This window comes from Marinobacter salarius, assembly GCF_032922745.1.
In the GTDB taxonomy this organism is placed as follows: domain Bacteria; phylum Pseudomonadota; class Gammaproteobacteria; order Pseudomonadales; family Oleiphilaceae; genus Marinobacter.
In genome coordinates this window covers 1,077,353-1,100,566 of the sequence record NZ_CP136693.1, presented here as the reverse complement: position 1 = coordinate 1,100,566, position 23,214 = coordinate 1,077,353, and the positions used below count along the sequence as shown (strand labels likewise).

Here is a 23,214-nt window from a genome sequence, read left to right as displayed (position 1 = left end):
GTCCGCATGTGCACACGTCACCGCGATCCTTCGCCGAGACTATGTCGGCGATGGTAAGAATACGTTGGCACAGGTGCCTGTCTTCAAGGGCTCTCGGGCAAAAAGGTGAGGAACTGTGACGGGCTCGACAGAGGTTACGCAACCTCTGCCACACTTTGCTGATATGAAGCGATATGAAGGCGGGAGCTACAGGTCAGATTGGGGCCAGGCTTGCCGCCCGCCGCATAGGGTCAGACGAACCACGCCTGGGAGGGCCTTTCCTGGCAGCGGCACATGACGTCCAACGGAGCTGAGGCTGCTGTCGTTGGGAACCCAGGTGGCATCGGGGTCAAACACACACAGGTCTGCAACCGCACCCTGCCGGAGCTCGGCAGAACGGCCAATCACCTCAGCCGGGCCGCCAGTCAGCGAGCGGATCAGGCTAGCCATGTCCAGCTCGCCACGTTCGACCAGCAACAACCCCATGGACAGCGTGTTTTCGATGGTGGACAGCCCCGGCTCCGTCGCCGCCAGAGGCGCCTGTTTGGCAGCGGAATCGTGGGGCTGGTGCTGGCTGGTGATGGCGTCGATCACGCCATCCCGCACCCCGCCCAGCAACGCCTGGCGGTCCTTTTCAGAGCGCAGTGGCGGTCGCACGTGATAGCGGCTGTCGAATCCCGACAGGGCGTCCTCGGTGAACATCAACTGGTGCATGGCCACATCGGCGGTCACCGCAATGCCTCGCTTGCGGGCATCAGCCAGCATTTCCACGCTGCGGGCGCAGGAGAGTTGGCCAAGGTGCAGTCGAACCCCGGTTTCCTCCGCCAGCAACAGCATTTCCATAACCGCGGCGGTTTCCGCCACCTCCGGGATACCCAGCAGGCCCAGCCGCGAAGCCACCAGGCCATCGTGGGCGTAGCCGTCCGCCGCCAACGCCTGATTCTCGGGGCTGAACATCACCGTCAGGCCAAACGTCCGGGCGTAAGCCATACAACGGCGCAACACCCTGGCGTTCTTCACCGGGCGGGCACCGTTGCCCAGGGCAATACAACCAGCACCGGCCAGGCCCGCCATGTCACTGAGCAGTTCGCCTTCCAGGCCACGGGTTATTGCACCAACCGGCAATAACCGAACCGAAGAGCGCTTCGCGGCCACGTCCAGGATCAGATTGGTCACCGCGCCGGAGTCGTTGACCGGCGAAGTGTCCGGCGAGGCACACAGGGTTGTGAAGCCGCCATGAGCGGCGGCAAGGCTTTCCGAGGCAATATTGCCTTTCTGGCCATTGCCCGGCTCCCGCAGGTTGCAGCACAGATCCACAAATCCGGGTGTCAGGAGGCAGCCGGTGGCATCAAAGTCGTGGTCGGCAGGTTCATTCCCGGCCGCTTCACCCAGGGCGGAGATACGTCCGTCGCGGACCAGAACGGTGGTTTCGGCGTTGGTGTCGGCCAGGCGGCCACCGATAATCTTAAGGCTGCTCATCCCTGGGCCCTCCCCGCCAGTTTGCGACTGCGCTCGGCCATCTGCCCTCCCATAGCCATGGACATCACCGCCATACGAATGGCGATACCGTTGGTGACCTGATTCAGGATCACGGATTGTGGCCCGTCGGCGACCGCGGACTCGATTTCCACGCCTCGGTTGATCGGCCCCGGGTGCATGACGATGCATTCAGGATGGGCCAGCGCCAACTTCTCCTGGTTCAGGCCGTAGAGCCGGTAAAACTCCCGTTCGCTGGGCAGCAGTGCGCCCTCCATGCGCTCTCTCTGAAGGCGCAGCATGATCACCACGTCCAGATCTTTCATACCCCGGGCCATGTCGTATTCCACGGTGCACCCCAGGCTCTCAACGTCCCTTGGTAGCAGGGTCGCGGGCGCAATGACGCGCACTTCAGCGGCGCCCAGTTCATTCAGGGCACGAATCTGGGAACGGGCCACCCTCGAGTGCAGCACATCACCGACAATCGCCACCTTCAGGCCTTCGAATTCACCCTTGTGCTGGCGAATGGTGAGCATGTCCAGCATGGCCTGGGTTGGGTGGGCGTGGCGGCCGTCGCCCGCGTTAATAATGGCAACTCCAGGGGTAACGCTCTCGGCGATAAAATGGGGGGCACCACTCTGGGAATGGCGCACCACGAACATGTCGCTGGCCATGGCTTCCAGGTTCAACAGTGTGTCCGACAAGGATTCGCCCTTGGACGTTGCGGACGTGTTGATGTCCAGGTTGAGCACGTCGGCCGACAGCCGTTTGGCAGCGAGTTCGAAGGTGCTGCGGGTGCGGGTACTGGACTCGAAGAACAGGTTGACCACGGTGCGCCCCCGCAGCAGTGGCACCTTCTTGATGCTGCGCTCCCCCACTTCGATAAACGAATCCGCGGTGTCCAGGATTTCCGTCAGCAGAGCGCGGTTCAGACCGTCGAGGGTCAGGAAATGGCGTAACTGGCCATCCGCGGTCAGCTGCAGGGAGGTTTGTGAGGGATCGGTTGCCGTCATGGGTCGCCTGTTGATGTTTTGCGTTCGCTGATTAGTGGCCTGTTTCCTGGAGTTCTATGTGCAGTGGGTCCGGCCCCCGCAGTTTGACACGCTGATGCGACTGCAGGGCAAGCACCCGCCCGGTCACATCTGGCTGAACAGGCAACTCCCGAGCGCCCAGATCCACCAACGTGGCGAGGATGATACTCGCCGGCCGGCCATAATCGAAGATTTCGTTCATGGCCGCGCGAATGGTACGGCCGCTCATGATCACGTCATCGATCAGGATAATGTCACGGTCTTCGGTGCTGAACGGCAGGCTGGACGGCTTCACTTTCGGGTTCAGTCCAATGCGGCTGAAGTCGTCGCGATAGAAGGAAATATCCAGTTCCCCCCAGGGTTCCTGCAGGCCCAGGCGCTTACTCATGACATCCGCCAGCCAGACACCGCCGGTGCGAATGCCAATCAGCGCCGGGGAGGTTACGCCACGCTCTTCCAGCTTTTTGCGCAGGCCAGCTTCCAGGTCATCCAGCAGCCGGTCGATTTCAAGCAATGCAGTCATTTAAATCCCCATAGTCAGCAGCCCGGGCCCGGTCAGGACGAACGGGACTCCTGCTGGTGAAACCAGGTTTCCAGAATCAGCACGGCGGCGCGGTCATCGACGCCATCGCGGCCGAAATCACGGCTGCCACCGGACGCCATTACATCGCCCTTGGCCTCAAAGCTGGTGAGACGTTCGTCCACCATCTCAACCTCGACGTGAAAGCGACCGTGCAGGCGTTTGCCAAATTTCCGCGCCCGTGCACACATGTCATTTTCGGTGTCGTCCATGTTCAGGGGCAGGCCGACCAGCACACGGTCCGGCTGCCATTCTTTCAGCAGCCGACCAATCTGTTCCCAGTCGGGAACCCCATCACGGGCCGGCAGCATGGTCAGAGGCTTACCCGTGCCCAGCATTTCCTGACCACTGGCCACACCAATTCGGCGGGTGCCGAAATCAAACGCTATTACCCGCCGGTTTCCAGCCTCAGGCATGGCCCACAAACTCACTGAGCTGGTTGAGGTCAATGCCAATGAGCTTCAGCACGGCCTGATACCGGTCCTCCCAGGGTGTCCTGAACAGGATATCGGCGGTGGCGGGACAGGTCAGCCAGGCGTTGCTGGACAGCTCTTCTTCCAGTTGCCCCTCATTCCAGCCCGCATAACCCAGGCACACCAGGTAATTCTTTGGCCCCCTGCCTGCACCAATGTCAGACAGCACGTCACGGGAGGTGGTCAGCAAGACGTCGTCAGCCACCTGCGCAGTGTTCTGCCAGCCCGCATCCGGGGAATGCAGCACAAACCCGCGCTCGGGCTGAACCGGTCCACCTCCGTATACCGGCACGTCGAGCTCGCCACCCTCCATGTCCAGCTGTTCCAGAATTTCCCCCAGATGGATGTCCAGGGGGTGGTTCACCGTCAGCCCCAGGGCGCCTTCATCCGAATGCTCGCACAGATAGATCACTGCACCGTGGAAACGTGGGTCCTGCAAATAAGGAGACGCCACCAGAAACTGGTGCCGCAGGCTGTGTGGAGAGTGTTTTGATGCTGTCATCCCGATGTCAGCCCCCGCCGTTCGAATACCCAGGTGCGGATAATTTCCAGTTCGTCGACATTCTCGCGCATGTCATCCGGGAAAGGCGCGAAAGGCGCTGCCATTCTCACGATGCGTATTGCTGCATCATCAAGCACGCTACTGCCGGATGATTCGAGTATAGCCAGTTCCTTTATTGTGCCATCCTTCTTCATGGAAACCAGCATCCGCAGAGTGCCATAGATTCCAGCTCGCCTGGCCTCGGTAGGATAGTTGATATTGCCGACACGGGTTACCTTGCTGACCCAATTCTGAACATACCACGCGTTGGTTGATTTCAACGTTGAGGCCGCGGTAACCCTCATGACCCGGGGTTTCTTGGCGTAGGCTCTGCGTTGCTGATCAAATCGCGCCTCCAGACTGGCAATTTCCAGGCTGCGCTCCATCAGGCTTTTCTTTTCCTTCACCGGTAGCGGCTCATCCGATGCTGGTTCCGCCGCTGAAGGCTCCGACACCTGGCGTTCATTCTGAGCCTGTGTCTGCACCACCGGCTGTTCCTGCTCTTGCCTGGGCTCAACACGGGACGGAGGTTCCGGCTGAACTTCGGCGACCTCCGGCTGGCTGACGTCGGAAGGCTGCGGTGTCGTCATTTCCACCGGTTCTTCCTCGGTACCACTGCCTTTCTGGCTGGTCTGGGCCAGAAAATCGGCTTCCTCCGGGTCGGTCTCGTCATCAAACTGGGAGAGCGTGATTTCCATGGTCTGGGCCGAGGAGCGCGGAGGCTCGGGCGCAAAGGTAATACCCAGCACCACGATGGCGTGGAGCGCCAGCGCCATGAAGAGCGTGAACGAAAACCGATCGAAATCGCTGACCTGTACTGCCATTCCTGCTATTTACCCTCGGTTAAACCTGACTGGACGCCATTATTTCAGACGGCGCTCTATGGCATCCAGCAACTGACTGGAAATATCAATGCCATAGGCGGTATCCAGTTCCCGGATGCAGGTGGGACTGGTGACATTGATTTCGGTGAGGTAGTCACCGATGACGTCGATGCCGACAAAAATGAGTCCTTTTTCCTTGAGCACTGGCGCCACACGGTCACAGATTTCGCGATCACGTACCGTGAGTTCACGACCTTCCCCCCGCCCTCCGGCGGCCAGGTTCCCACGATTCTCACCCTGAGAGGGGATGCGCGCCAGCGCGTAGGGGACCGGCTCGCCATCGATCAGCAGGATGCGTTTATCGCCCTGTTTGATCTCGGGTATGTATTTCTGCGCCATGGCCTGGTGGGCGCCATCGTTGGTCAGGGTTTCAATAATAACCCCAAGGTTGTCGTCGTTTTCCTTGATCCGGAAGATGGAGCGCCCGCCCATGCCATCAACCGGTTTCATGATGACATCACCATGCTCGGCGTAGAATTCCTTCAGTCGCTCGGCCGAACGGGTAACGAGCAACGGCGGCGTGCAGTCTTCAAACTGGGCGGCAAACAGCTTTTCGTTACAATCCCGTAGCGTGGACGCCGGATTGACCACCAGGGCACCCTGTTGCTCGGCGATTTCCAGAATGAACGTCGCCATCAGGAACTCCCGGTCCACCGGTGGGTCCTGCCGCATCAGGATAACGTCGAGGTCCCCCAGTGCCCGGTCCTGGGCGCCACCGAAACCGAACCAGTCTTCCGGGTCCATGTGCACGGTCAGGTCACGGGTTCGGGCCCTCGCCTGCCCACCTTTCAAATACAGGTCCGGCAGCTCCATATACTCGATTTCCCAGCCCCGCTTCTGCGCTGCCAGCAACATCGCCAGTGAGCTGTCTTTCTTGAAATGGATCTTCTCGATGGGGTCCATCACGATACCAAGTCGGACTGTCATAATGCCTCGCCAGATAAAAGGTTGAAAACACGAACCGGTCTGCAGAGCGATCCTGGGAAGAGGTGCTATGCTGTGGACACAGATGGTATTGTACCCGAGCCGCGAATGCATCCGGAGAAATCCTGTATCAATTACGTGACTTTCCGGGCAGAAGTACATTTGGTCACAAAGTTATACTTTTTATCCGGCCCCCAATACTCTATAAATAAGCAGGATTTATAGAACATCGTTAATGTTTGTGTTAAAAATCCCGGTTGAAAATAACGACAGTCGCTGAGCGCAAGGCAGTTGGACAATGGATGACAACTTCGAGAATCTGAAGATTATGGTGATCGACGACAGCAAGACTATTCGTCGCACCGCCGAAACCCTTCTTAAAAAAGTCGGTTGCGAAGTCATTACCGCAACAGATGGCTTTGACGCTCTGGCGAAAATTGCCGATTCCCAGCCCAATATCATTTTCGTCGATATCATGATGCCCCGGCTGGACGGCTACCAGACCTGCGCACTGATCAAGAACAATTCCTCTTTCAAAAAGACGCCGGTCATCATGCTCTCCAGTAAAGATGGACTGTTCGACAAGGCCAAAGGCCGGATTGTCGGATCAGACCAGTATCTGACCAAACCGTTCAGCAAGGACGAGCTTCTAAACACGATTCGCCAGTATGTTCCCCAGGCGGAACAATAAAGCTGCTGAAGCAAAGAACTATTGAGGACACCATGGCCCGCATTCTGATTGTTGATGATTCCCCGACCGAGGTTAAGAAAATCTCGACCATTCTGGAAAAGCACAAGCACGACGTGCTGACTGCCGACAACGGAGCCGACGGCGTTGCCAAGGCACGCGCCGAAACACCAGATCTGGTCCTGATGGACGTCGTTATGCCCGGCCTGAACGGCTTCCAGGCAACTCGTCAATTGACCCGCGCCCCGGAAACCGCTTCCATCCCGGTGGTGATTGTCACCACCAAGGACCAGGAAACGGACCGCGTATGGGGAACACGTCAGGGTGCAAAGGGTTACCTCGTAAAACCCGTCGTTGAAGACGATCTGATCAAAACAATCAATAGTCTGATTGCCTGATCCCCAACCGTGGAGTAAGCATGTCCGCCCAGGCCGCCCCTTTTGCCGTTCTGACGGATATCGCCCGACGCAGCCGCGCCATGGCTGCCGGCCTGCCGGAACAACAGGAAGCCGTTGAACTCTGGAACGGAATCGGCTTTGTTCTGGCGGGTGAGCGTTACGTAGCGCCCATGGGTGAAGTCACTGAAATTCTCCATGTTCCCCGCTATACCCATATACCGGGTGTTCATCCGTTTATGATGGGTGCCGCCAACGTACGTGGCCGCCTCCTGCCACTGGTCGACCTTGCCGGTTTTTTTGAAGTTCCCCGTTCTTCACGCAGCACTCGCGAACGCCGGGTACTGGTTGTCGAGCAGGGCGACGTATTCAGTGGCCTGGTGGTCGACAGCGTCTCAGGTATGCAGTATTTCGCAGTGGACAGCTTCGTGGCATCGCCACAGGATGTGCCTGCAAGCGTTCAGCCGTTTGTGAATGGCGGCTACGAGCGTAACGAGGAAGTCTGGAAAGTGTTTTCCGCCGCCGAGCTTCTCGGCGACGAACGCTTCCTGGATTTAGCGCAATGGTAAGGGTGGTGACATTGGCAGGAACATCTTCCCGCCTGCCCAACGCCCGCAGAAACAAACTTGCCACTATTACGAAGAGGCCGGGAGCCAGAAAATGAAAAATAGAGCCGGAAGACTCAGTATGGGACAGGGAGGCAACAAACTGGTTGCCGGCCTGATTGCCGCGCTGATTGCATTGACCGTCCTGCTCGTTGCGGTGCTGTTCATTATCAATCGGGACAGCCAGAACGATCAGGAATACATCGCTCACTCAGCCGAACTGCGGGTGCTGTCCCAGGAAATCGCGAAGAACGCGACGGAAGCCGCCGGTGGCACGGCATCAGCGTTCGACGCACTACGGCGCTCCCGTGACGAGTTCGAACAGCTGTGGGGTTATGTAGTAGACGGTAATCCGGAAACCGGCCTGCCCCCGAGCGAGGTTGCACAGAACAGCAACGTGCAGGCGACCTGGGAGTCAGTTCGTGACAACGCCGACAGCATCCTGTCCACCCAGGACGCAGTACTCGGCCTCCACGAAGTAGCGCGGACGCTGAACGAAACCATCCCGCAGCTGCAGGTGGAATACGACGACATCGTTCAGATCCTGCTGGACAACGATGCGCCCGCCGAACAGATCGCCCTCGCTCAGCGCCAGTCACTGCTGGCGGAGCGGATCGTTCGCTCGGTCAACAACGTTCTCTCCGGTGACGAAGACGCGGTTATCGCCGCCGACCGGTTCGGCCGCGACGCCAGCCTGTTCGGCCGGGTTCTTGACGGCCAGGTCAATGGCAACCCGGCCATGGGCATCTCCCAGGTGAACGATGAAGATGCCATCTACGGCCTGGAAGCCGTTGGCGAACTGTTCGAATTCGTTTCCCAGAACGTAGACGCCATCCTTGAAGCCTCTCCCGACCTCTTCAAGGTGCGTACTGCGGCCAGCGACATCTTCCAGAACTCACAGGTTCTGCTGGACGAACTATCGGTTCTGTCCGAGACATTCACCGGCCAGGCCGGATCCCGTTTCGTCAGCCCGACACTGGCTTTCATCATCCTGGCCGCGATGGTCGGTATCGTTGTGATGATCGGCGTGGTGCTCTACCGCGAAGCCCAGGAGCGCCTGGCAACAACCCAGGAGCAGAACGAGCAGAACCAGAACGCGATCCTGCGACTGCTGGACGAACTCGCCGACCTGGCGGATGGTGACTTGACCACGGAGGCCACGGTTACCGAGGACTTTACCGGCGCCATCGCCGACTCCATCAACTACGCGATCGACCAGATGCGCGGACTGGTACAGGCGATTCGTGGCACTGCGGTACGGGTAGCGTCAGCGGCTCAGGAAACCCAGGCCACAGCGATGCACCTGGCGGATGCTTCCGAGCACCAGGCCCAGGAAATTGCCGGCGCCTCCGCCGCCGTGAACGAGATGGCGGTGTCCATCGACCAGGTATCCTCCAACGCGGCTGAATCCTCTGCGGTTGCGGAGCGGTCGGTTGCGATCGCGAAGAAAGGCGCGGAAGTGGTACAGAACACCATCCGCGGCATGGACAACATCCGTGAGCAGATTCAGGAAACCTCTAAACGGATCAAGCGTCTGGGTGAATCTTCCCAGGAAATCGGTGACATCGTATCCCTGATCAACGACATCGCCGACCAGACCAACATCCTGTCCCTGAACGCTGCGATCCAGGCCTCCATGGCCGGTGACGCAGGCCGGGGCTTCGCGGTCGTTGCGGACGAAGTTCAGCGACTGGCGGAACGTTCCTCTGCGGCAACCAAGCAGATTGAAGCGCTGGTTAAGACGATCCAGTCGGATACCAACGAAGCCGTTATCTCCATGGAACACACCACCGCCGAGGTGGTCCGTGGTGCCCGCCTGGCACAGGACGCGGGTATCGCCCTCGAGGAAATCGAGAACGTATCCATGTCTCTGGCGGAATTGATCCAGAACATCTCCAACGCAGCACGTCAGCAGTCGTCTTCTGCTGCGCACATTTCCAACACCATGAACGTCATCCAGGAAATTACCTCGCAGACGTCCTCCGGTACCAACGCGACCGCGAAGTCTATCGGTAACCTGGCAGAGATGGCGTCTGAACTGCGGTCCTCTGTTGCGGGCTTCACACTGCCCGAGGAAGAGTCGGCCGACCAGGAAGAAGAGGAAGACAGCGACGTACCGGTGGTGAGCTGACAACCGCTCCGAGGCTGCTGACAGTTTATGGCTGAAACACGCAACCATCTGTCACCCGCCAAAGGCATCTGGTCACTGCGCCGACTTCCCGACATGGATGAGGCGCAGTTCAACCAGTGGCAGACACTGCTTGAGCATCGTACCGGCATCATCCTGTCTTCCGGGCGCAAATCGTTTCTCGAGACCAACCTCGGGATCCGCATGCGGGAGATTGGTTGCAGTAGCTATCAGGCCTACTACGAAATGATCGTATCTGGCCCGGACGCTGTTATTGAGTGGTCCACCCTGGTGGATCGGCTGACGGTTCAGGAAACCCGGTTTTTCCGGGATTCAGATGCCTTTCGCCTGGTGTCTGACTACGTGCTTACCCGGCCCCGGGAGGCGCTGAAACGGCGCCCTATGGAGGTCTGGAGTGTCGGATGTTCCACCGGCGAGGAGCCTTACACGCTGGCCATGCTGTTGAACGAATGCATGGAAGGGTTATCGCTTCAGCCGCTGTTCGGTGTCACTGGCTCTGACATCAGCAAACCGGCCATCGACAAGGCCCAGTCCGGCCTGTTCAGTGCCCGCAAGCTGATGGCAATGAATGACGCGATGAAGGCCCGGTATTTCCGGCCGGCGGAGCGGAACAACGTCGAGATTGTAGAAAGCATCCGGGAGCGGGTGTGTTTTACCCGGCTGAATGTGCTGGACTTGAAACACGCTCCGATGCACGGAATGAACATTATCTTCTGCCAGAATCTGCTGATTTATTTCCGGCGCTGGCGCCGGCGGGAAATCGTGAAAAGACTTGCAGAGCGGCTGGCGCCCGGGGGGTTGCTGGTCCTGGGCCAAGGGGAGTTGACCGACTGGCAGCCCCCTGGCTTACAGAGGGTACCCTCGGAACATGTGCTGGCGTGGATCAAGCGCCAGACTGACGAAGAATAACCGGAGTGGTTATGGGCAATCACCATGACAGCATCGCCCTGGACTGGGTTCGGGGCGAAATACAGGATACGTTGACCCAAGGTCAGCACGCACTGGAAGCGTATGTCGAGAATCGTGACGACACTGCGCGCCTGCGCTTCTGCCTGAACTATCTCCACCAGGTTCACGGTACCCTGCAGATGGTTGAGCTTTATGGCGCCGCCCTGCTGACCGAGGAAATGGAGAAACTGACCCAGGCGGTCCTGAATGAAACCGTCACCAGTGTGGACGATGCCGTCGATGTGCTTATGCAGGCCATCCTGCAACTGCCCCAGTACCTGGAGCATCTGACCAGTAGCAAAGACGATTTCCCGATGGTGCTGCTGCCATTGCTGAACGATCTCCGCGCTGCACGGGGCGAGTCTCTGCTGTCCGATACATCGCTGTTCAAACCTGACCTGTCGCCCTCGCGGGCAACGGCTGCCGCCAATGTTTCCCAGCGTCTTCAAGATCCGAAGGTACTTGGACATATCCGCAAACTGCGCCAGATGTATCAGTTCGCCCTTGCTGGCGTGGTCCGTGAGGCCGACCTGGACGCGCACTTTGACTACATGCAGAAGGTCATCCAGCGGCTGATCCGCCTGTGCCAGAAAACGCCCCGGGGCGAACTCTGGAAAGCGGCCGGAGCATTCGTGGAGACTCTCCAGCAGCATGCGAACCCCGTCAACACCGCAGTGAAGTCTCTGCTGCGCGAGCTGGACGCCGAAATCCGCCGCCTCACTGACGAACATGTTGATATCCTGCAACAGGCCGTTCCAGAAGCGCTGCTGAAACACCTGCTTTACTACGTGGCTCGTGCCCGCGACCTCGACACGCCCCACGTAAAGGAACTGCGCGACAGTTACCAGCTCGACCAGGCCTTGCCCTCCGACGATGATGTGGACGCCGCCAAGAGCCGGGTTTCTGGCCCTGGCCGTGACGCGATCCATTCGGTGGTCAGCGCCCTCAATGAGGAATTGGCCAAGCTCAAGGACCAGCTCGATCTGTTTGTGCGCTCCGAGCTACGCCAGAACGATGAACTGGAAGAACTGCTTCCAGGCCTGCGCCAAGTCGCCAATACTCTGGCCGTATTGGGCCTTGGGATACCCCGGAAAGTCATTACCGAACAGATCGAACTGGTGGAAAAGCTCGCCAACCAGTCCGATTCCGTGGATGACGGCACCCTGATGGATATTGCCGGTGCCCTGCTTTATGTCGAAGCCAGCCTGGCTGGCCTCGACGGCGACCGACAGTCGGAATCGGATGTCACTGGTGACGACACCCAAACCATCAACCTTGGTTCCCGCGAACTGGGTGAAGCCAGCAGCGCTCTGCTGCGGGAGTCCCGCAATACGCTGGAGCAGGTGAAAACGGCCATCGTCAATTTCATCGCTTCCCAATGGGAAACCGGTGAAATTGAACACGTTCCCGGCCTACTGCACAGCATCCGTGGTGGCCTGAGCCTGATTCCCCTTGATCGCGTGGCCGACATGCTCGCCTCGGCCGAACGTTACATCACCGACGTACTGTTGGGGGGCAAGCAGGTTCCGGACTGGAAACAGCTCGATACACTGGCCGACGCCATTACCAGTATTGAATACTATCTGGAGCGGCTTGCCGAGGGCATAAGCGACAACGAGAGTGTGCTCGGGGTTGCCGAGGCCAGCCTGAACTCCCTCGGCTTTCCGGTTGGCGAAGAGCCCACCTGGAAACATCCGACCGCCGACGAAGTACCGGTTGTTGACGCGGAAGTACCCGTCGAGTCGGTCGAAGCCGAATCCAAGAGCTCTGATAAAGAACTGTTGGATGACGAAATCCTCGGCATTTTTATCGAGGAAGCCGAAGAAGTTCTGGAAACGATCAACGAATTCTATCCTCGCCTGCGTCAGAACCACGATGATCGCGACGCACTGACTGAAGTCCGCCGCGCGTTCCACACTCTTAAGGGCAGTGGCCGGCTCGTGGGCGCAACCAGCATCGGTGAGCTGGCCTGGTCCGTGGAGAACCTGCTCAACCGGGTGATCGACCAAACGCTCCGGCCCACCGACGACATGTTCGGTTTGATTGATGACGTCAACAGCCGAATTCCCTCGCTGATCAACGACTTCCGCGACGGACAGGCCGATGGCGAGGTTGCCGAGCTGATTGAACGCGCTGAAGCTCTGTCTACCACGCGAAAAACCGACATCGACAGCGTATCGGAAGAAACCGGTGCAGTGGATGAAGAGCTACCCGTAATCGACGGTGGCAGCGACGGCGAAGCCGCCCATGCCGGGCAACAGTCCATACCAGAGGCTGAGTTCGGGGATGACCTGATCGACGATGAAATCCTCGAAATATTCATTGAAGAAGCCGGCGAGGTGCTGGACACCATTCGCGAATACCTTCCAATGCTCCTGCGTCAGCACGATGACCGCACGGCGCTCTCGGAAGTCCGGCGCGCGTTCCATACTCTTAAAGGAAGCGGTCGGATGGTTGGTGCGCTGGTTGTCGGCGAACTGGCCTGGTCTGTCGAGAACATGCTGAACCGCGTGATTGACGGCAGTATTTTCATGAATGACGACATCGCGGCGATGCTGGACGACGCTACTGCAGCCCTGCCCGAGTTGGTTGACGATTTCGAGAAACGCCAGTCCCCCTCCCGCGACACATCGAGCATGGAAGCACGCGCCAATGCCCTGGCAAACGGCGAAATTCCAGATACCAGCACCATGCCTCCGTCTGAGCCACAGTCAGAAACCGTGAGCGGCGAAGCCGAGCCAGAATTGACAGCTGCAGAAGAGGATGCCGTCGTCGATCCAGTGCTGCTGGATATTTTCGAGAGCGAGACCGAAACCCACCTGCAAACCCTGCAGGACTTCCTCTACGCCGCGGGCAACAAAGCGAGCGTTGCCTATACCGACGACCTGTCACGCGCGCTTCATACCCTTAAGGGCAGTGCGCACACCGCCGGTATCGCACCCATTGCGACAGTAATTACGCCTCTGGAACGCTTCGTCAAGGAAGCCCGGGCACGGAATAAACGTGCCGATCGCGACGTTATAAGCCTGATTGGCGATACCTGTCATTTCCTGACTCAGGGCCTTGGCCAGATCCGGGAGAATCCCCAGGCTGACCTACCGGGCACCGAAACCTTCCTGGCAAAACTGGAACAGGTCAGCAATGCCACCCTTCGTGGCGATGGCTCCCGGACCGACGATCCGGAAGAGAATGCCCGCCCACAACTGGTTCAATTGTTCCTGAATGAAGGCCTGGATATCCTGCTGGATGCCGACCGGATTCTTGACGAGTGGGCGGAAAACCCCGAAGCAACCTCCGCCCTGGAAACGCTGCGCAGGGAATTGCACCAACTCACCGAAGGCGCACAGGACGCCGGGCTGGGCGACGTTGCCGAACTGTCGGGTGCCCTTAAACAGGTTTACGAGCGCGCTTCAAACCCCGATTTCGTTCCCGATTCACCTTTCTTCGATAGTGTACGCGCAGGCCATGAGCACCTGATCAACATGATGGATCAGGTAGCGGCCGGGCTTGCGACCGAGGCCAACGCCGATCTGATTGCCAACCTGGAAATATTGGCTCCCCAGACGCCCGCAGACAATGGCCCGGATGCGTTTGAACAGGAGTTCACCGGGGATCTGGAAGAGATCGATCGCAGCCTGGAGGCCGAGGCGGAAGATGCCGCGGAACCCAGTGGTGAGATGCCACCACTGGCGGAAACCGATGAAGATATGGATCAGGAACTGGCGGAGATCTTCCTTGAAGAAGCCCGTGACCTGATCGACAGCACCGCCGACGCCTTGCAAAGCTGGAGCGACAGCACTGAGAACCTGGATCTTTTACGCCTTTTACAACGGGACCTGCATACCCTCAAAGGCGGTGCTCGCCTGGCAGATATTCAGCCGGTGGGTGATCTTTCCCATGAGTTGGAGAACCTGTTTGAAGGACTGACCGAGCAACGGCTTGCCGTTACCGGAGAGCTTTCCGACCTGTTATTCCGCTCTCATGACCGACTGGCTGGCATGGTCGATGCTCTCGAGCAACAGGAACCACCGCGCCCGGCGCCGGACCTGATCAGTGAAATCCATGCCTACATGGACAGCGCCACGGGCTCCAGGCCAGTGACCGATGTCAGACAGCAGGACGCTGAACCGGAAGACGATGACGAGATTCCGCTGGCCGAACTGGAAGAGGATGAGACCGAAGAGCCAGAAACCACGGCGGAGGAACCTGAAGAGGAACATGCCACCGACCTGTCTCACCTGGATCCGGAACTGATCGGCATCTTCCTGGAAGAAGCCTACGACCTGATCAACTCCACCGGCAGCGCGTTACATACCTGGAGTGAGGACATCAACAATCGCGACGTGGCGGCGGAGCTGCAACGCGATGTGCACACCCTCAAAGGCGGTGCCCGCATGGCAGGCGTCGATGCCATTGGCGACCTGACCCATGTTCTTGAAGATTTGTTCGAGAAGGTCGCCGAAGGCCAGCTTGACGCCAGCAACGACATGAACGACCTGCTATTTGCCTGCCACGACCGGTTGGCACAAATGGTTGAACAGGTTGCCACCCAGAAACCCTGCCCGCCGGCAACAGAACTGGTGGCCAAGGTCGAAGCCATCCTCTCTGGCAAGCCACAACCATCCGCGGAACTTGAAGAACCTGCGGAAGAACCGGAAACTGTCGACGAGGCACCCGCAGCCGACGAACAACCGGCATCGGTCACAGACGCTATTGCAGAGGCCTCCGACGATGACCTGGTTGGCATCTTCCTCGACGAGGGCCTGGAGATTCACGAAGCAATCGGCGAATGCCTGGCCCAGTGGCGCGAAGAGCCCGAAGAGCTGGCTGGCGTTACCCAGTTGCAGCAGGAGCTGCATACACTCAAAGGCGGCGCTCGCCTGTCCGATGTCGACCCGATTGCCGATCTGGCCGAGGCCTGGTCTGATGCCCTGGACCCTCTGATCGCCGGTTCCAGCAATCAGTCAATCCTGCTGGAACTCAGTGAACAAGCGCATGGCACTCTGAAAACCATGCTCACCAGTCTGGAAGAGGGCAACAAGCCCGCTTCGGACGTGGTATTGGTTGAAGCACTGAACGACGCCCACAAAGTCTCCGGTGACGAGCTGTCCGCGCCCGCCGCTCAGACTGAACCCTCTGCAGAGGGCGAAACCGTCGATGCCGAAGTCCTGGAGATTTTCCTGGAAGAGGCCGGCGAGATCCTCGATCAGTTGGAGCAGTTACTGGACGACTGGCGTAAGGATGCGGCTAACCATCACTTTAATCAGGAAGCCCAGCGGGCCCTCCACACCCTGAAAGGTGGCGCTCGGCTGTCGCAGCTTGTCGAGCTGGGCGACAAGGCCCACGCGCTGGAAACGCGGCTGATCGACCTGGGCGGTAATACCCCGGGCGACGAGGCCTGGCAAGCCATTACCAGTGACCACGACGCGATTGTGTCGCTGGTGGGCGATATCCGTCAGCGGTTTGAAGACACAGGCGCTGTTCCAGAGCCCACCAAACCGCACGCAAAAACAGAGGAATTGCCGAAAACCCAGGAGCCGGCGGCGGAAGCGCCTGCCAAACCGGAAAAACCAGTCGCACCCGCGCCCAAACCCAACAAGGTTCCTTCCAAGACGCCCGCGAAAGCGGCTGCCGCCCAGCGCGCGCCTCAGGAAACCATCCGGGTCTCCGCGCCGCTGCTGGACGAATTGGTTAACCTGGCCGGTGAAACCAGTATTACCCGTGGTCGACTGGAGCAGCAGACCAGCGATTTCAGCCACAACCTGGACGAAATGGCCGCCACCATCGAGCGTCTGCGCGAGCAGCTGCGCCGGATGGAAATCGAGACCGAAACCCAGATTCTGTTCCGCGCGGAGAAAGAGCACGGCCCGGATTACGGCGACGACTTCGACCCGCTGGAGATGGACCGCTATTCCGCCATCCAGCAGTTGTCACGGGCCCTGACGGAGTCATCGTCTGACCTTGCGGACCTGAGGGAAACCCTGTCTGACCGGGTACGGGATACCGAGACGCTGCTGGTGCAACAATCGCGGATCAACACGGAGCTTCAGGAAGGTCTGATGAAGACCCGGATGATTCCGTTTGCCTCCATGGTGCCCAGACTGCGCCGGATTGTCCGCCAGATCAGCGGCGAGCTCAGCAAGAAAGTCGAGTTTGATGTCCGCAACCCGGAAGGGGAAATGGACCGCAATATCCTCGAGCGCATGATCGCGCCGCTGGAGCACATGTTGCGTAACGCGCTGGACCACGGCATCGAAAAGCCGGCCGACCGTAAGACGGCCGGCAAGCCGGAAACTGGCGAAGTGACGCTGTCGCTGACCCGGGAAGGCGGCGATGTGGTATTGCGGATGATCGACGATGGTGCGGGCATCCCCGCTCAGGTCATTCGCGACAAGGCCATTCGCCAGGGCATGATGGCCAAGGACGAGGACCTGAGCGAGCGGGAAATCCTGCAGTTCATCCTGCAACCCGGTTTCTCCACCGCCCAGGCCGTTACCCAGATTTCCGGCCGTGGCGTGGGCATGGATGTGGTTGCCAGCGAGATCAAGCAGCTAGGCGGCAGCCTGGACATCGACTCCACCGTTGGCAAAGGCACCGTCTTTACCGTTCGATTACCGTTCACAGTATCGGTCAACCGGGCACTGATGGTCTCCACCGGCGAGGATTTCTACGCCATCCCATTGAATACCATCGAAGGCATCGTTCGGGTGAGCACTTACGAGCTTGAGGAATACTACAAGCCCGATGCACCAATGTATGAATACGCTGGCCAACAGTACCGCCTGCAGTATTTGGGCAGCCTGCTTAACAGTGATCACCATCCCAAGCTTCAAGGTCAGGCCCTGCCGCTGCCGGTCATCCTGGTGCGGGGTGCCGAACAGCCCATGGCCCTGCAGGTGGATAGCCTGATGGGTAGCCGCGAAATCGTGGTTAAGTCGCTTGGGCCGCAGTTCAGTACCGTCCGGGGTGTGTCCGGTGCCACCATCCTGGGTGATGGTAACGTGGTGGTGATCCTTGACCTGCCGGCGATGATCCGTTCCGACATCCTCTCCGAGCGCCAGCGCCTGGCAAACCTCGAAAAGGCGAAAGAAGCATCGCGCCACGAGGAACAGTCTACTGTGGTAATGGTGGTCGATGACTCGGTAACAGTGCGCAAGGTAACGTCTCGCCTGTTGGAGCGTAACGGTATGGAGGTGGTCACGGCCAAAGACGGCCTGGATGCGGTCGCCCAACTGCAGGACCACAAGCCGGATATTATCCTGCTCGATATCGAAATGCCCCGGATGGACGGCTTCGAGGTTGCAAGCTTTGTGCGCCACGATGACAACCTGCGGGACACGCCAATCTGCATGATTACCTCCCGTACCGGAGAAAAACACCGCGAGCGAGCGCTGGCCATTGGTGTCAACGAATACCTCGGCAAGCCTTTCCAGGAGACCGAGCTGCTTGACACCATCACGCGGCTGACCAGGAATCAGTGATGACCGGCCAGCCAGGACGGCCAGCGGTCGGTATCGTCTCGGATATTGTCCTTCAGCGCCACCGCCTGCAGGAAGCCTCGTCCAGGTTTGGCCTGGACGTTTGCTTTTCCGGAGACCCGGATCGTCTGCAGGGCTACTCTGAATTCCCGGATGCCAGCCTGTGGTTGATTACTCTGGAAGACGAAGCCGATCACCCGGTGCTGTTTGACCATCTGCTAGAGAACACCGAAGCACCCGTTCTGTTTGGCCTCGACCCTGCTCCAAAACCGGGCACCACTGAGTATTTCCGCTGGGAACGCCGCTTGCTGGACAAGCTGGAGCAGTCCCTGGGGCATCTGGAAAAGCTGGATTCCGCGGCCGCTATTGAAGAGTTGGCCACCGAACAACCACAATCGGAGACCTCTCCCAAACTGCCTCACTGGATCCAGCCGGCCTCAGCAGACCTGCCGGCTGAGGAGGTCTGGATTCTAGGGGCGTCACTGGGCGGCCCGGCCGCGGTGAAAACCTTCCTGGACAACCTGCCATCGGGGTTGCCAGTGGGTTTTATCTATGCCCAACACATCGACAACAACTTCACCGACGTGCTGACTCGCGTGCTGGGCCGTCACGCACACTACCAGCTCAAAGGGGCTGAAACAGGGTATCGTGTTCACAATGGCGACGTTGTGCTGATGCCGGTGGAGCACGAGTGGACTTTGGACGACAGCGGTGCGCTCAAGGAAAGGGAGACGCCCTGGCCCGGCCCCTATGGCCCCTCCATTGACCAGGTACTGCTGAACATCGGCGACCATTACGGTGCCCGATGCCATGCCATTATCTTTTCCGGTATGGGCAACGATGGTGCCATTGCCGCGCCTCTGCTGAAAGCCTATGGTAGCCGCATATGGGTCCAGGAGAGCAGCAGTTGCGGTAACAGTTCCATGCCGGATTCCGTGGCAGCAACCGGATGTTCCGTATACTGTGGTACGCCGGAACAGCTCGCCCGCGAACTCGTCAAAACGATTGAAGAATCCTGCCTGCTCAAAGGCCGGCAAAAAAGGGATTCCGCCTGAGGATATGAGTGATGAACGATAACAGCCAAACCCTGCCCTGCGTCATGATACCGATGAGCGAGAAGCAATTGCTGCTGCCTAACGTGTCGATTGCGGAAGTGGTGGACTTCGCCAACTCCGACCCCGCTGCGCATTCGCCTGAGTGGCTGGTGGGCGAGCTTGATTGGCGAGGCCTGAACTTGCCGGTGATCTCCTACGATGCCGCAAATGGCGGCAGGCTGACCGTGCCCGGTGGCAATCGGGGCCGAATCGTCATACTGAACACCATCGGTGATCACCATAACTCGGTCCCCTTTATGGCGCTGGTCACCCAGGGTATCCCCAGCCAGACGCGCCTGACCGAAGATCAGTTGAAGAAGATTGACGGCGACACCGGCCCCGCCGACCTGATGGCGGTTGAAGTCGAAGGCGAAACCGCCTTCATTCCCGACCTCGGCTACCTTGAGTCATTAGCGCTGGAGGCTTCCCGCTAGCACTCACCGGCGATCAACACTCCCATCATACCTGGCACTGTCTTTTGCTAATGTTATAATGTTGCAAATTCCACAGGACAGTGCCCATGTCACCCAGCGCTCTTCCCTATCGACCGCACAATCATGACGCCTGTGTCGCCCAGGCTCTGACAGAGGCCCGAACCATCTGTCAGCAACACAATGCCCGCCTGACACCCACCCGAGAGCGAGTGTTGGAACTGATCTGGCAATCCCACAAGCCACTTGGCGCCTACGACGTGCTTGCCGTGCTGGCGACAGATGGTCATAACGCCGCGCCCCCCACGGTGTACCGCGCACTGGATTTTCTACAGCAGCATGGCCTTGTTCACCGGATTGCGTCACTGAACGCATTCGTCGGCTGCACTCACACGGATAAAAACCACCATGGGTTGTTCCTGATCTGCCGTTGTTGCGGCAACGTGCTGGAACTGACGGCGCCCGGCGTGTCCGATGCCGTCAAGAACGCTGCGGCGGACGAGGCTTTCCAGCCGGACAATATGACCATCGAGGTATCCGGCACTTGCCCCGGCTGCGCATCGGACACTGCCCATGACTGATGCCTTGGTAGAGCTACACCAACTAACCGTCAATTTCGATGACCGTCCCGTGGTGGACCATGTAGACCTACGGGTTCAGCGCGGGGATATCATCACCATTATCGGCCCCAATGGCGCCGGAAAGACCACACTGATCAAGGCGATACTGGGCATCCAGCCAGTTTCGGACGGCACCCTGACCATCGCCCCCAGGCTCACCATCGGTTACGTGCCCCAGCACCTGACACTGGAGACAACACTGCCACTCAGCGTAAAGCGGTTCATGCTGCTCAGTGGCCGATCACACCAGGAGTGCGTTGAAGCGCTGACCAAGACCGGTGTGGAACATTTGCTCGACGCCTCGGTTCATCGATTGTCCGGTGGCGAAAAGCAGCGATTGCTGCTCGCGAGGGCGCTGGCTCGCAGGCCAGATCTACTGGTTCTGGACGAACCGGCCCAGGGCGTGGACATCAATGGCCAGGCCTCGCTCTATGAGCTGATCCGTAGCCTGCGGGACGAACTGAACTGCGGCGTGATCATGATCTCCCATGATCTGCACCTGGTCATGGCTGCCACTGACAAGGTTATCTGCCTGAACCAGCATGTCTGCTGCAGCGGGTATCCGGCGGATATCTCCCACGATCCCGCCTTTATCGAAACCTTCGGTCGTCCGGTGGCAGAAAGCCTCGCGGTATACCATCACCACCACAACCACAGCCACGACCTTCATGGCGATGTGGTGTCCGCTGACCACGACGACCACGCGGAGTGCTCCCATGCCCATCATTGATGCCGTGCTCGGCGACTTTTTCTGGCGGGCGCTGATTGGCGGTCTCGGTGTCGCCCTGATCGCCGGTCCGCTAGGCTGCTTCGTGGTGTGGCGGCGGATGGCCTATTTCGGCGACACTCTGGCGCACTCGGCATTGCTGGGCATTGCCCTGAGTTTTTTGATCAGTGTTCCGCTGAATGTGGGGGTTATCGTGACCTGCGTGGTCCTGGCGATTGCCCTGGTGCTGTTCTCTCGCAGCAAGACTCTGGCCACCGATACCCTGCTGGGCATCCTCGCCCATAGTGCCCTGGCCATCGGCCTGGTCACACTTAGCTTCATGCCCGACATTCGAGTGGATCTGACGGGCCTGTTGTTTGGGGACCTGCTGGCCATGAGCCGAAACGACCTGTTGTGGATATACGGCGGTGCCATCCTGATTCTGGCGTTATTGACTGTGCTCTGGCGCGGTCTGCTGATGAGCACCATTCACGAGGAACTGGCGCGGGTTGAGGGCATACCGGTTGAACGTCTGCGGCTGGTGCTGATGCTGATGTTTTCCATCGTGATAGCAGTGGCCATGAAGATTGTCGGGGTCCTGCTGATCACCGCATTACTGATCATTCCGGCTGCCACCGCCAGACGATTGGCCGGCAACCCCGAACATATGGTGGTCCTGGCCATGCTGTTCGGTTTTATCGCCGTCAGTGGTGGGCTTACGATGTCTTGGCACCTGGATACACCGGCCGGCCCCTCGGTGGTGGTGACGGGTTTTGCCGTATTCCTGCTGGTGTACGGTTCGGCACGGCAGGTCCAGAGATGACAGTAGAGGATTCCGGAGTAAAGTTTTTCAGGGCGCGAGCAGTGGTCTAAAGTATAGGAACAGGAAGTCCCCCACACGTTCGCCACCGGTTATGGATCAACCTATGGAAAGCCCCCGATTGACAGGGACAGGACACGTTATTGCGTTGCCACACCTGTGGGCGCCCCTGCTGGTATTGTTCGCCGGCCTTGTTGTTACCGGCCTGACGGCGCAGGCGCTCGAAGAGCAATCGCGTTCACTCGCCGAGCAGGTATACCGCAAGCAGCACAACACACTCGTCGCCCGCTTACGTGGGTACGACGAGCTTCCACCGCTCTACACAGACGGCGTTTCGCCAACCAGGACCATCAACCACACTACCCCGGCTGAGCTTTGGCTCACAACCGTATTCAAGGATTCGGTGCCCGGCACGCTCAATTTACGCGTGGATACTCTGGATAGACATACCAAAACCCCGCTGTTCCAGGCTACCCGCGCGGAAAGTCCGGACCGTTCCAAGTCATTGCGCTCTGAAGTCGCAATTGGAGAGTATCGCTGGCTGGTAACCACACTGCCGGATTCCGGATTCCTGGCGCAACCTGCCCACCGCTCGTTCCGTTTTATCTGGCTCGCAGGGCTGGTGATCACGGTGCTGGCGACGGTGGTGGTGGTTTTCCTGTGCCTGCGCATCCGCCGCTGGCAAAGCCACTACCGCAACGTCGAAAAAGTATCCCACGGGTATGAACAACAACTGAACAACATGCAGGTTGAAAAATCGATCCTGCGGCAGGCATTAAATGACAGCGAACAACGCAGCCGGGACCTGGTCGCCCTTTCCGGCGCAACGATCTGTGAGCTGGATGAAAAGGCACTGACCGGATACATTTCACCCCAGGTGGTGGACCTTCTGAAGAGGGCACCGGCGGACCTGGCAGGTACCCCATTCGAGCAATTGGTCGACCCGGCCTACGTGGAAAACTTCCTCAGAACCCTGCAGGCGTCCCGCCAGGAGCGACAAATACAGCGTATCGACCTGAAGCTGTTGGATGCCGACGATCGCCAGGTCTCTGTTACGCTAAGAGTACTGGCGCTGCAGGACACGCTACACGGTTTCAGCGGTTACCGGCTAAGCCTCCAGCCCGGTATTCAGGCACCCTGATCCAGGGTTTTGTGGGTGCCATCGCACAACGGCGGGTTGCCAGTGTGCTTGCAGCCGCAGAACCACACCCATTCTTTCTTTTCGGCCGTGTATTTAACCGGCGTAAATCCTGTTCCCTTGTGGGAGCCGTCGCAGAATGGCTGGCTGTTACTGCGGCCACAGGCGCACCAGAAGTAATTCTTGCCGCCCTCGACCAGCACTGAACACGGCGTGGTTCTGGGAATTTCCGGCTTCTCATCAGTCATTGGTCA

General features: G+C 59.0%; 20 protein-coding genes. 12 read left to right on the top strand and 8 right to left on the bottom strand.

The features are described from left to right. Window positions 1–186 precede the first annotated feature (186 nt). The 7 genes from R1T46_RS05035 to gshB are packed head-to-tail and all read right to left on the bottom strand — an operon-like array spanning window position 187 to window position 5,891. Complete coding sequence (locus R1T46_RS05035; protein WP_317307549.1) at window positions 187–1,458, bottom strand: dihydroorotase; 1,272 nt, start codon at window positions 1,456–1,458, stop codon at window positions 187–189. After that, complete coding sequence (locus R1T46_RS05030; protein ID WP_317307548.1) at window positions 1,455–2,468, bottom strand: aspartate carbamoyltransferase catalytic subunit; 1,014 nt, start codon at window positions 2,466–2,468, stop codon at window positions 1,455–1,457. The genes R1T46_RS05035 and R1T46_RS05030 overlap by 4 nt, the downstream gene beginning before the upstream one ends. Before the next feature lie 31 nt (window positions 2,469–2,499). Next, the gene (gene pyrR, locus R1T46_RS05025; protein ID WP_036211374.1) at window positions 2,500–3,009 is read right to left on the bottom strand and encodes a bifunctional pyr operon transcriptional regulator/uracil phosphoribosyltransferase PyrR; all 510 of its coding nucleotides are present in this window, start codon (window positions 3,007–3,009) and stop codon (window positions 2,500–2,502) included. A 32-nt stretch (window positions 3,010–3,041) separates the two neighbouring features. Continuing rightward, window positions 3,042–3,482 (bottom strand): Holliday junction resolvase RuvX, encoded by a 441-nt coding sequence (gene ruvX, locus R1T46_RS05020; protein ID WP_317307547.1) that lies wholly within the window; start codon window positions 3,480–3,482, stop codon window positions 3,042–3,044. Next, window positions 3,475–4,041, bottom strand: a complete 567-nt coding sequence (locus tag R1T46_RS05015) for a YqgE/AlgH family protein (protein WP_317307546.1) — start codon at window positions 4,039–4,041, stop codon at window positions 3,475–3,477. The genes ruvX and R1T46_RS05015 overlap by 8 nt, the downstream gene beginning before the upstream one ends. Beyond that, entirely contained in the window at window positions 4,038–4,904 is an 867-nt protein-coding gene (locus R1T46_RS05010; protein WP_317307545.1) for an energy transducer TonB, read from the bottom strand. Before R1T46_RS05010 ends, R1T46_RS05015 begins: the two co-directional genes overlap by 4 nt. 39 nt (window positions 4,905–4,943) lie before the next feature. Next, a complete protein-coding gene (gene gshB, locus R1T46_RS05005) occupies window positions 4,944–5,891 on the bottom strand; it encodes a glutathione synthase (protein WP_317307544.1) in 948 nt (315 codons plus the stop codon). Window positions 5,892–6,186: 295 nt separating this feature from the next. Between gshB and pilG the strand changes: the two genes are divergently transcribed. The 12 genes from pilG to R1T46_RS04945 all read left to right on the top strand — a co-directional run bounded on the left by pilG (window position 6,187) and on the right by R1T46_RS04945 (window position 22,963). Then, entirely contained in the window at window positions 6,187–6,579 is a 393-nt protein-coding gene (pilG, locus tag R1T46_RS05000) for a twitching motility response regulator PilG (protein ID WP_007154228.1), read from the top strand. Window positions 6,580–6,611: 32 nt separating this feature from the next. Further along, window positions 6,612–6,974 carry a twitching motility response regulator PilH gene (gene pilH, locus R1T46_RS04995; protein WP_286811011.1) on the top strand — a complete coding sequence of 121 codons (363 nt, stop codon included), beginning with the start codon at window positions 6,612–6,614 and terminating at the stop codon, window positions 6,972–6,974. 20 nt (window positions 6,975–6,994) lie between these two features. Further along, window positions 6,995–7,540 carry a chemotaxis protein CheW gene (locus R1T46_RS04990; RefSeq protein WP_317307543.1) on the top strand — a complete coding sequence of 182 codons (546 nt, stop codon included), beginning with the start codon at window positions 6,995–6,997 and terminating at the stop codon, window positions 7,538–7,540. Between the two features lie 91 nt (window positions 7,541–7,631). Beyond that, entirely contained in the window at window positions 7,632–9,707 is a 2,076-nt protein-coding gene (locus R1T46_RS04985) for a methyl-accepting chemotaxis protein (protein ID WP_317307542.1), read from the top strand. A 27-nt stretch (window positions 9,708–9,734) separates the two neighbouring features. Continuing rightward, the gene (locus R1T46_RS04980) at window positions 9,735–10,634 is read left to right on the top strand and encodes a CheR family methyltransferase (protein WP_317307541.1); all 900 of its coding nucleotides are present in this window, start codon (window positions 9,735–9,737) and stop codon (window positions 10,632–10,634) included. An 11-nt stretch (window positions 10,635–10,645) separates the two neighbouring features. Then, complete coding sequence (locus tag R1T46_RS04975) at window positions 10,646–18,154, top strand: Hpt domain-containing protein (protein WP_317307540.1); 7,509 nt, start codon at window positions 10,646–10,648, stop codon at window positions 18,152–18,154. After that, window positions 18,154–19,206 (top strand): chemotaxis protein CheB, encoded by a 1,053-nt coding sequence (locus tag R1T46_RS04970; RefSeq protein WP_317307539.1) that lies wholly within the window; start codon window positions 18,154–18,156, stop codon window positions 19,204–19,206. Before R1T46_RS04975 ends, R1T46_RS04970 begins: the two co-directional genes overlap by 1 nt. Before the next feature lie 11 nt (window positions 19,207–19,217). After that, complete coding sequence (locus R1T46_RS04965; protein ID WP_317307538.1) at window positions 19,218–19,679, top strand: chemotaxis protein CheW; 462 nt, start codon at window positions 19,218–19,220, stop codon at window positions 19,677–19,679. An 86-nt stretch (window positions 19,680–19,765) separates the two neighbouring features. After that, window positions 19,766–20,257: a Fur family transcriptional regulator gene (locus R1T46_RS04960; RefSeq protein ID WP_317307537.1), complete on the top strand. Its 492-nt coding sequence runs from the start codon at window positions 19,766–19,768 to the stop codon at window positions 20,255–20,257. Next, entirely contained in the window at window positions 20,250–21,026 is a 777-nt protein-coding gene (gene znuC / locus R1T46_RS04955) for a zinc ABC transporter ATP-binding protein ZnuC (protein WP_317307536.1), read from the top strand. The genes R1T46_RS04960 and znuC overlap by 8 nt, the downstream gene beginning before the upstream one ends. Next, a complete protein-coding gene (locus R1T46_RS04950; protein WP_317307535.1) occupies window positions 21,013–21,825 on the top strand; it encodes an iron chelate uptake ABC transporter family permease subunit in 813 nt (270 codons plus the stop codon). Before znuC ends, R1T46_RS04950 begins: the two co-directional genes overlap by 14 nt. 118 nt (window positions 21,826–21,943) lie before the next feature. After that, complete coding sequence (locus tag R1T46_RS04945) at window positions 21,944–22,963, top strand: PAS domain-containing protein (protein ID WP_317307534.1); 1,020 nt, start codon at window positions 21,944–21,946, stop codon at window positions 22,961–22,963. Here the strand turns inward: R1T46_RS04945 and R1T46_RS04940 are convergent. Then, window positions 22,951–23,208 (bottom strand): CDGSH iron-sulfur domain-containing protein, encoded by a 258-nt coding sequence (locus tag R1T46_RS04940; protein WP_036211407.1) that lies wholly within the window; start codon window positions 23,206–23,208, stop codon window positions 22,951–22,953. The genes R1T46_RS04945 and R1T46_RS04940 overlap by 13 nt on opposite strands. Window positions 23,209–23,214 lie beyond the last annotated feature (6 nt).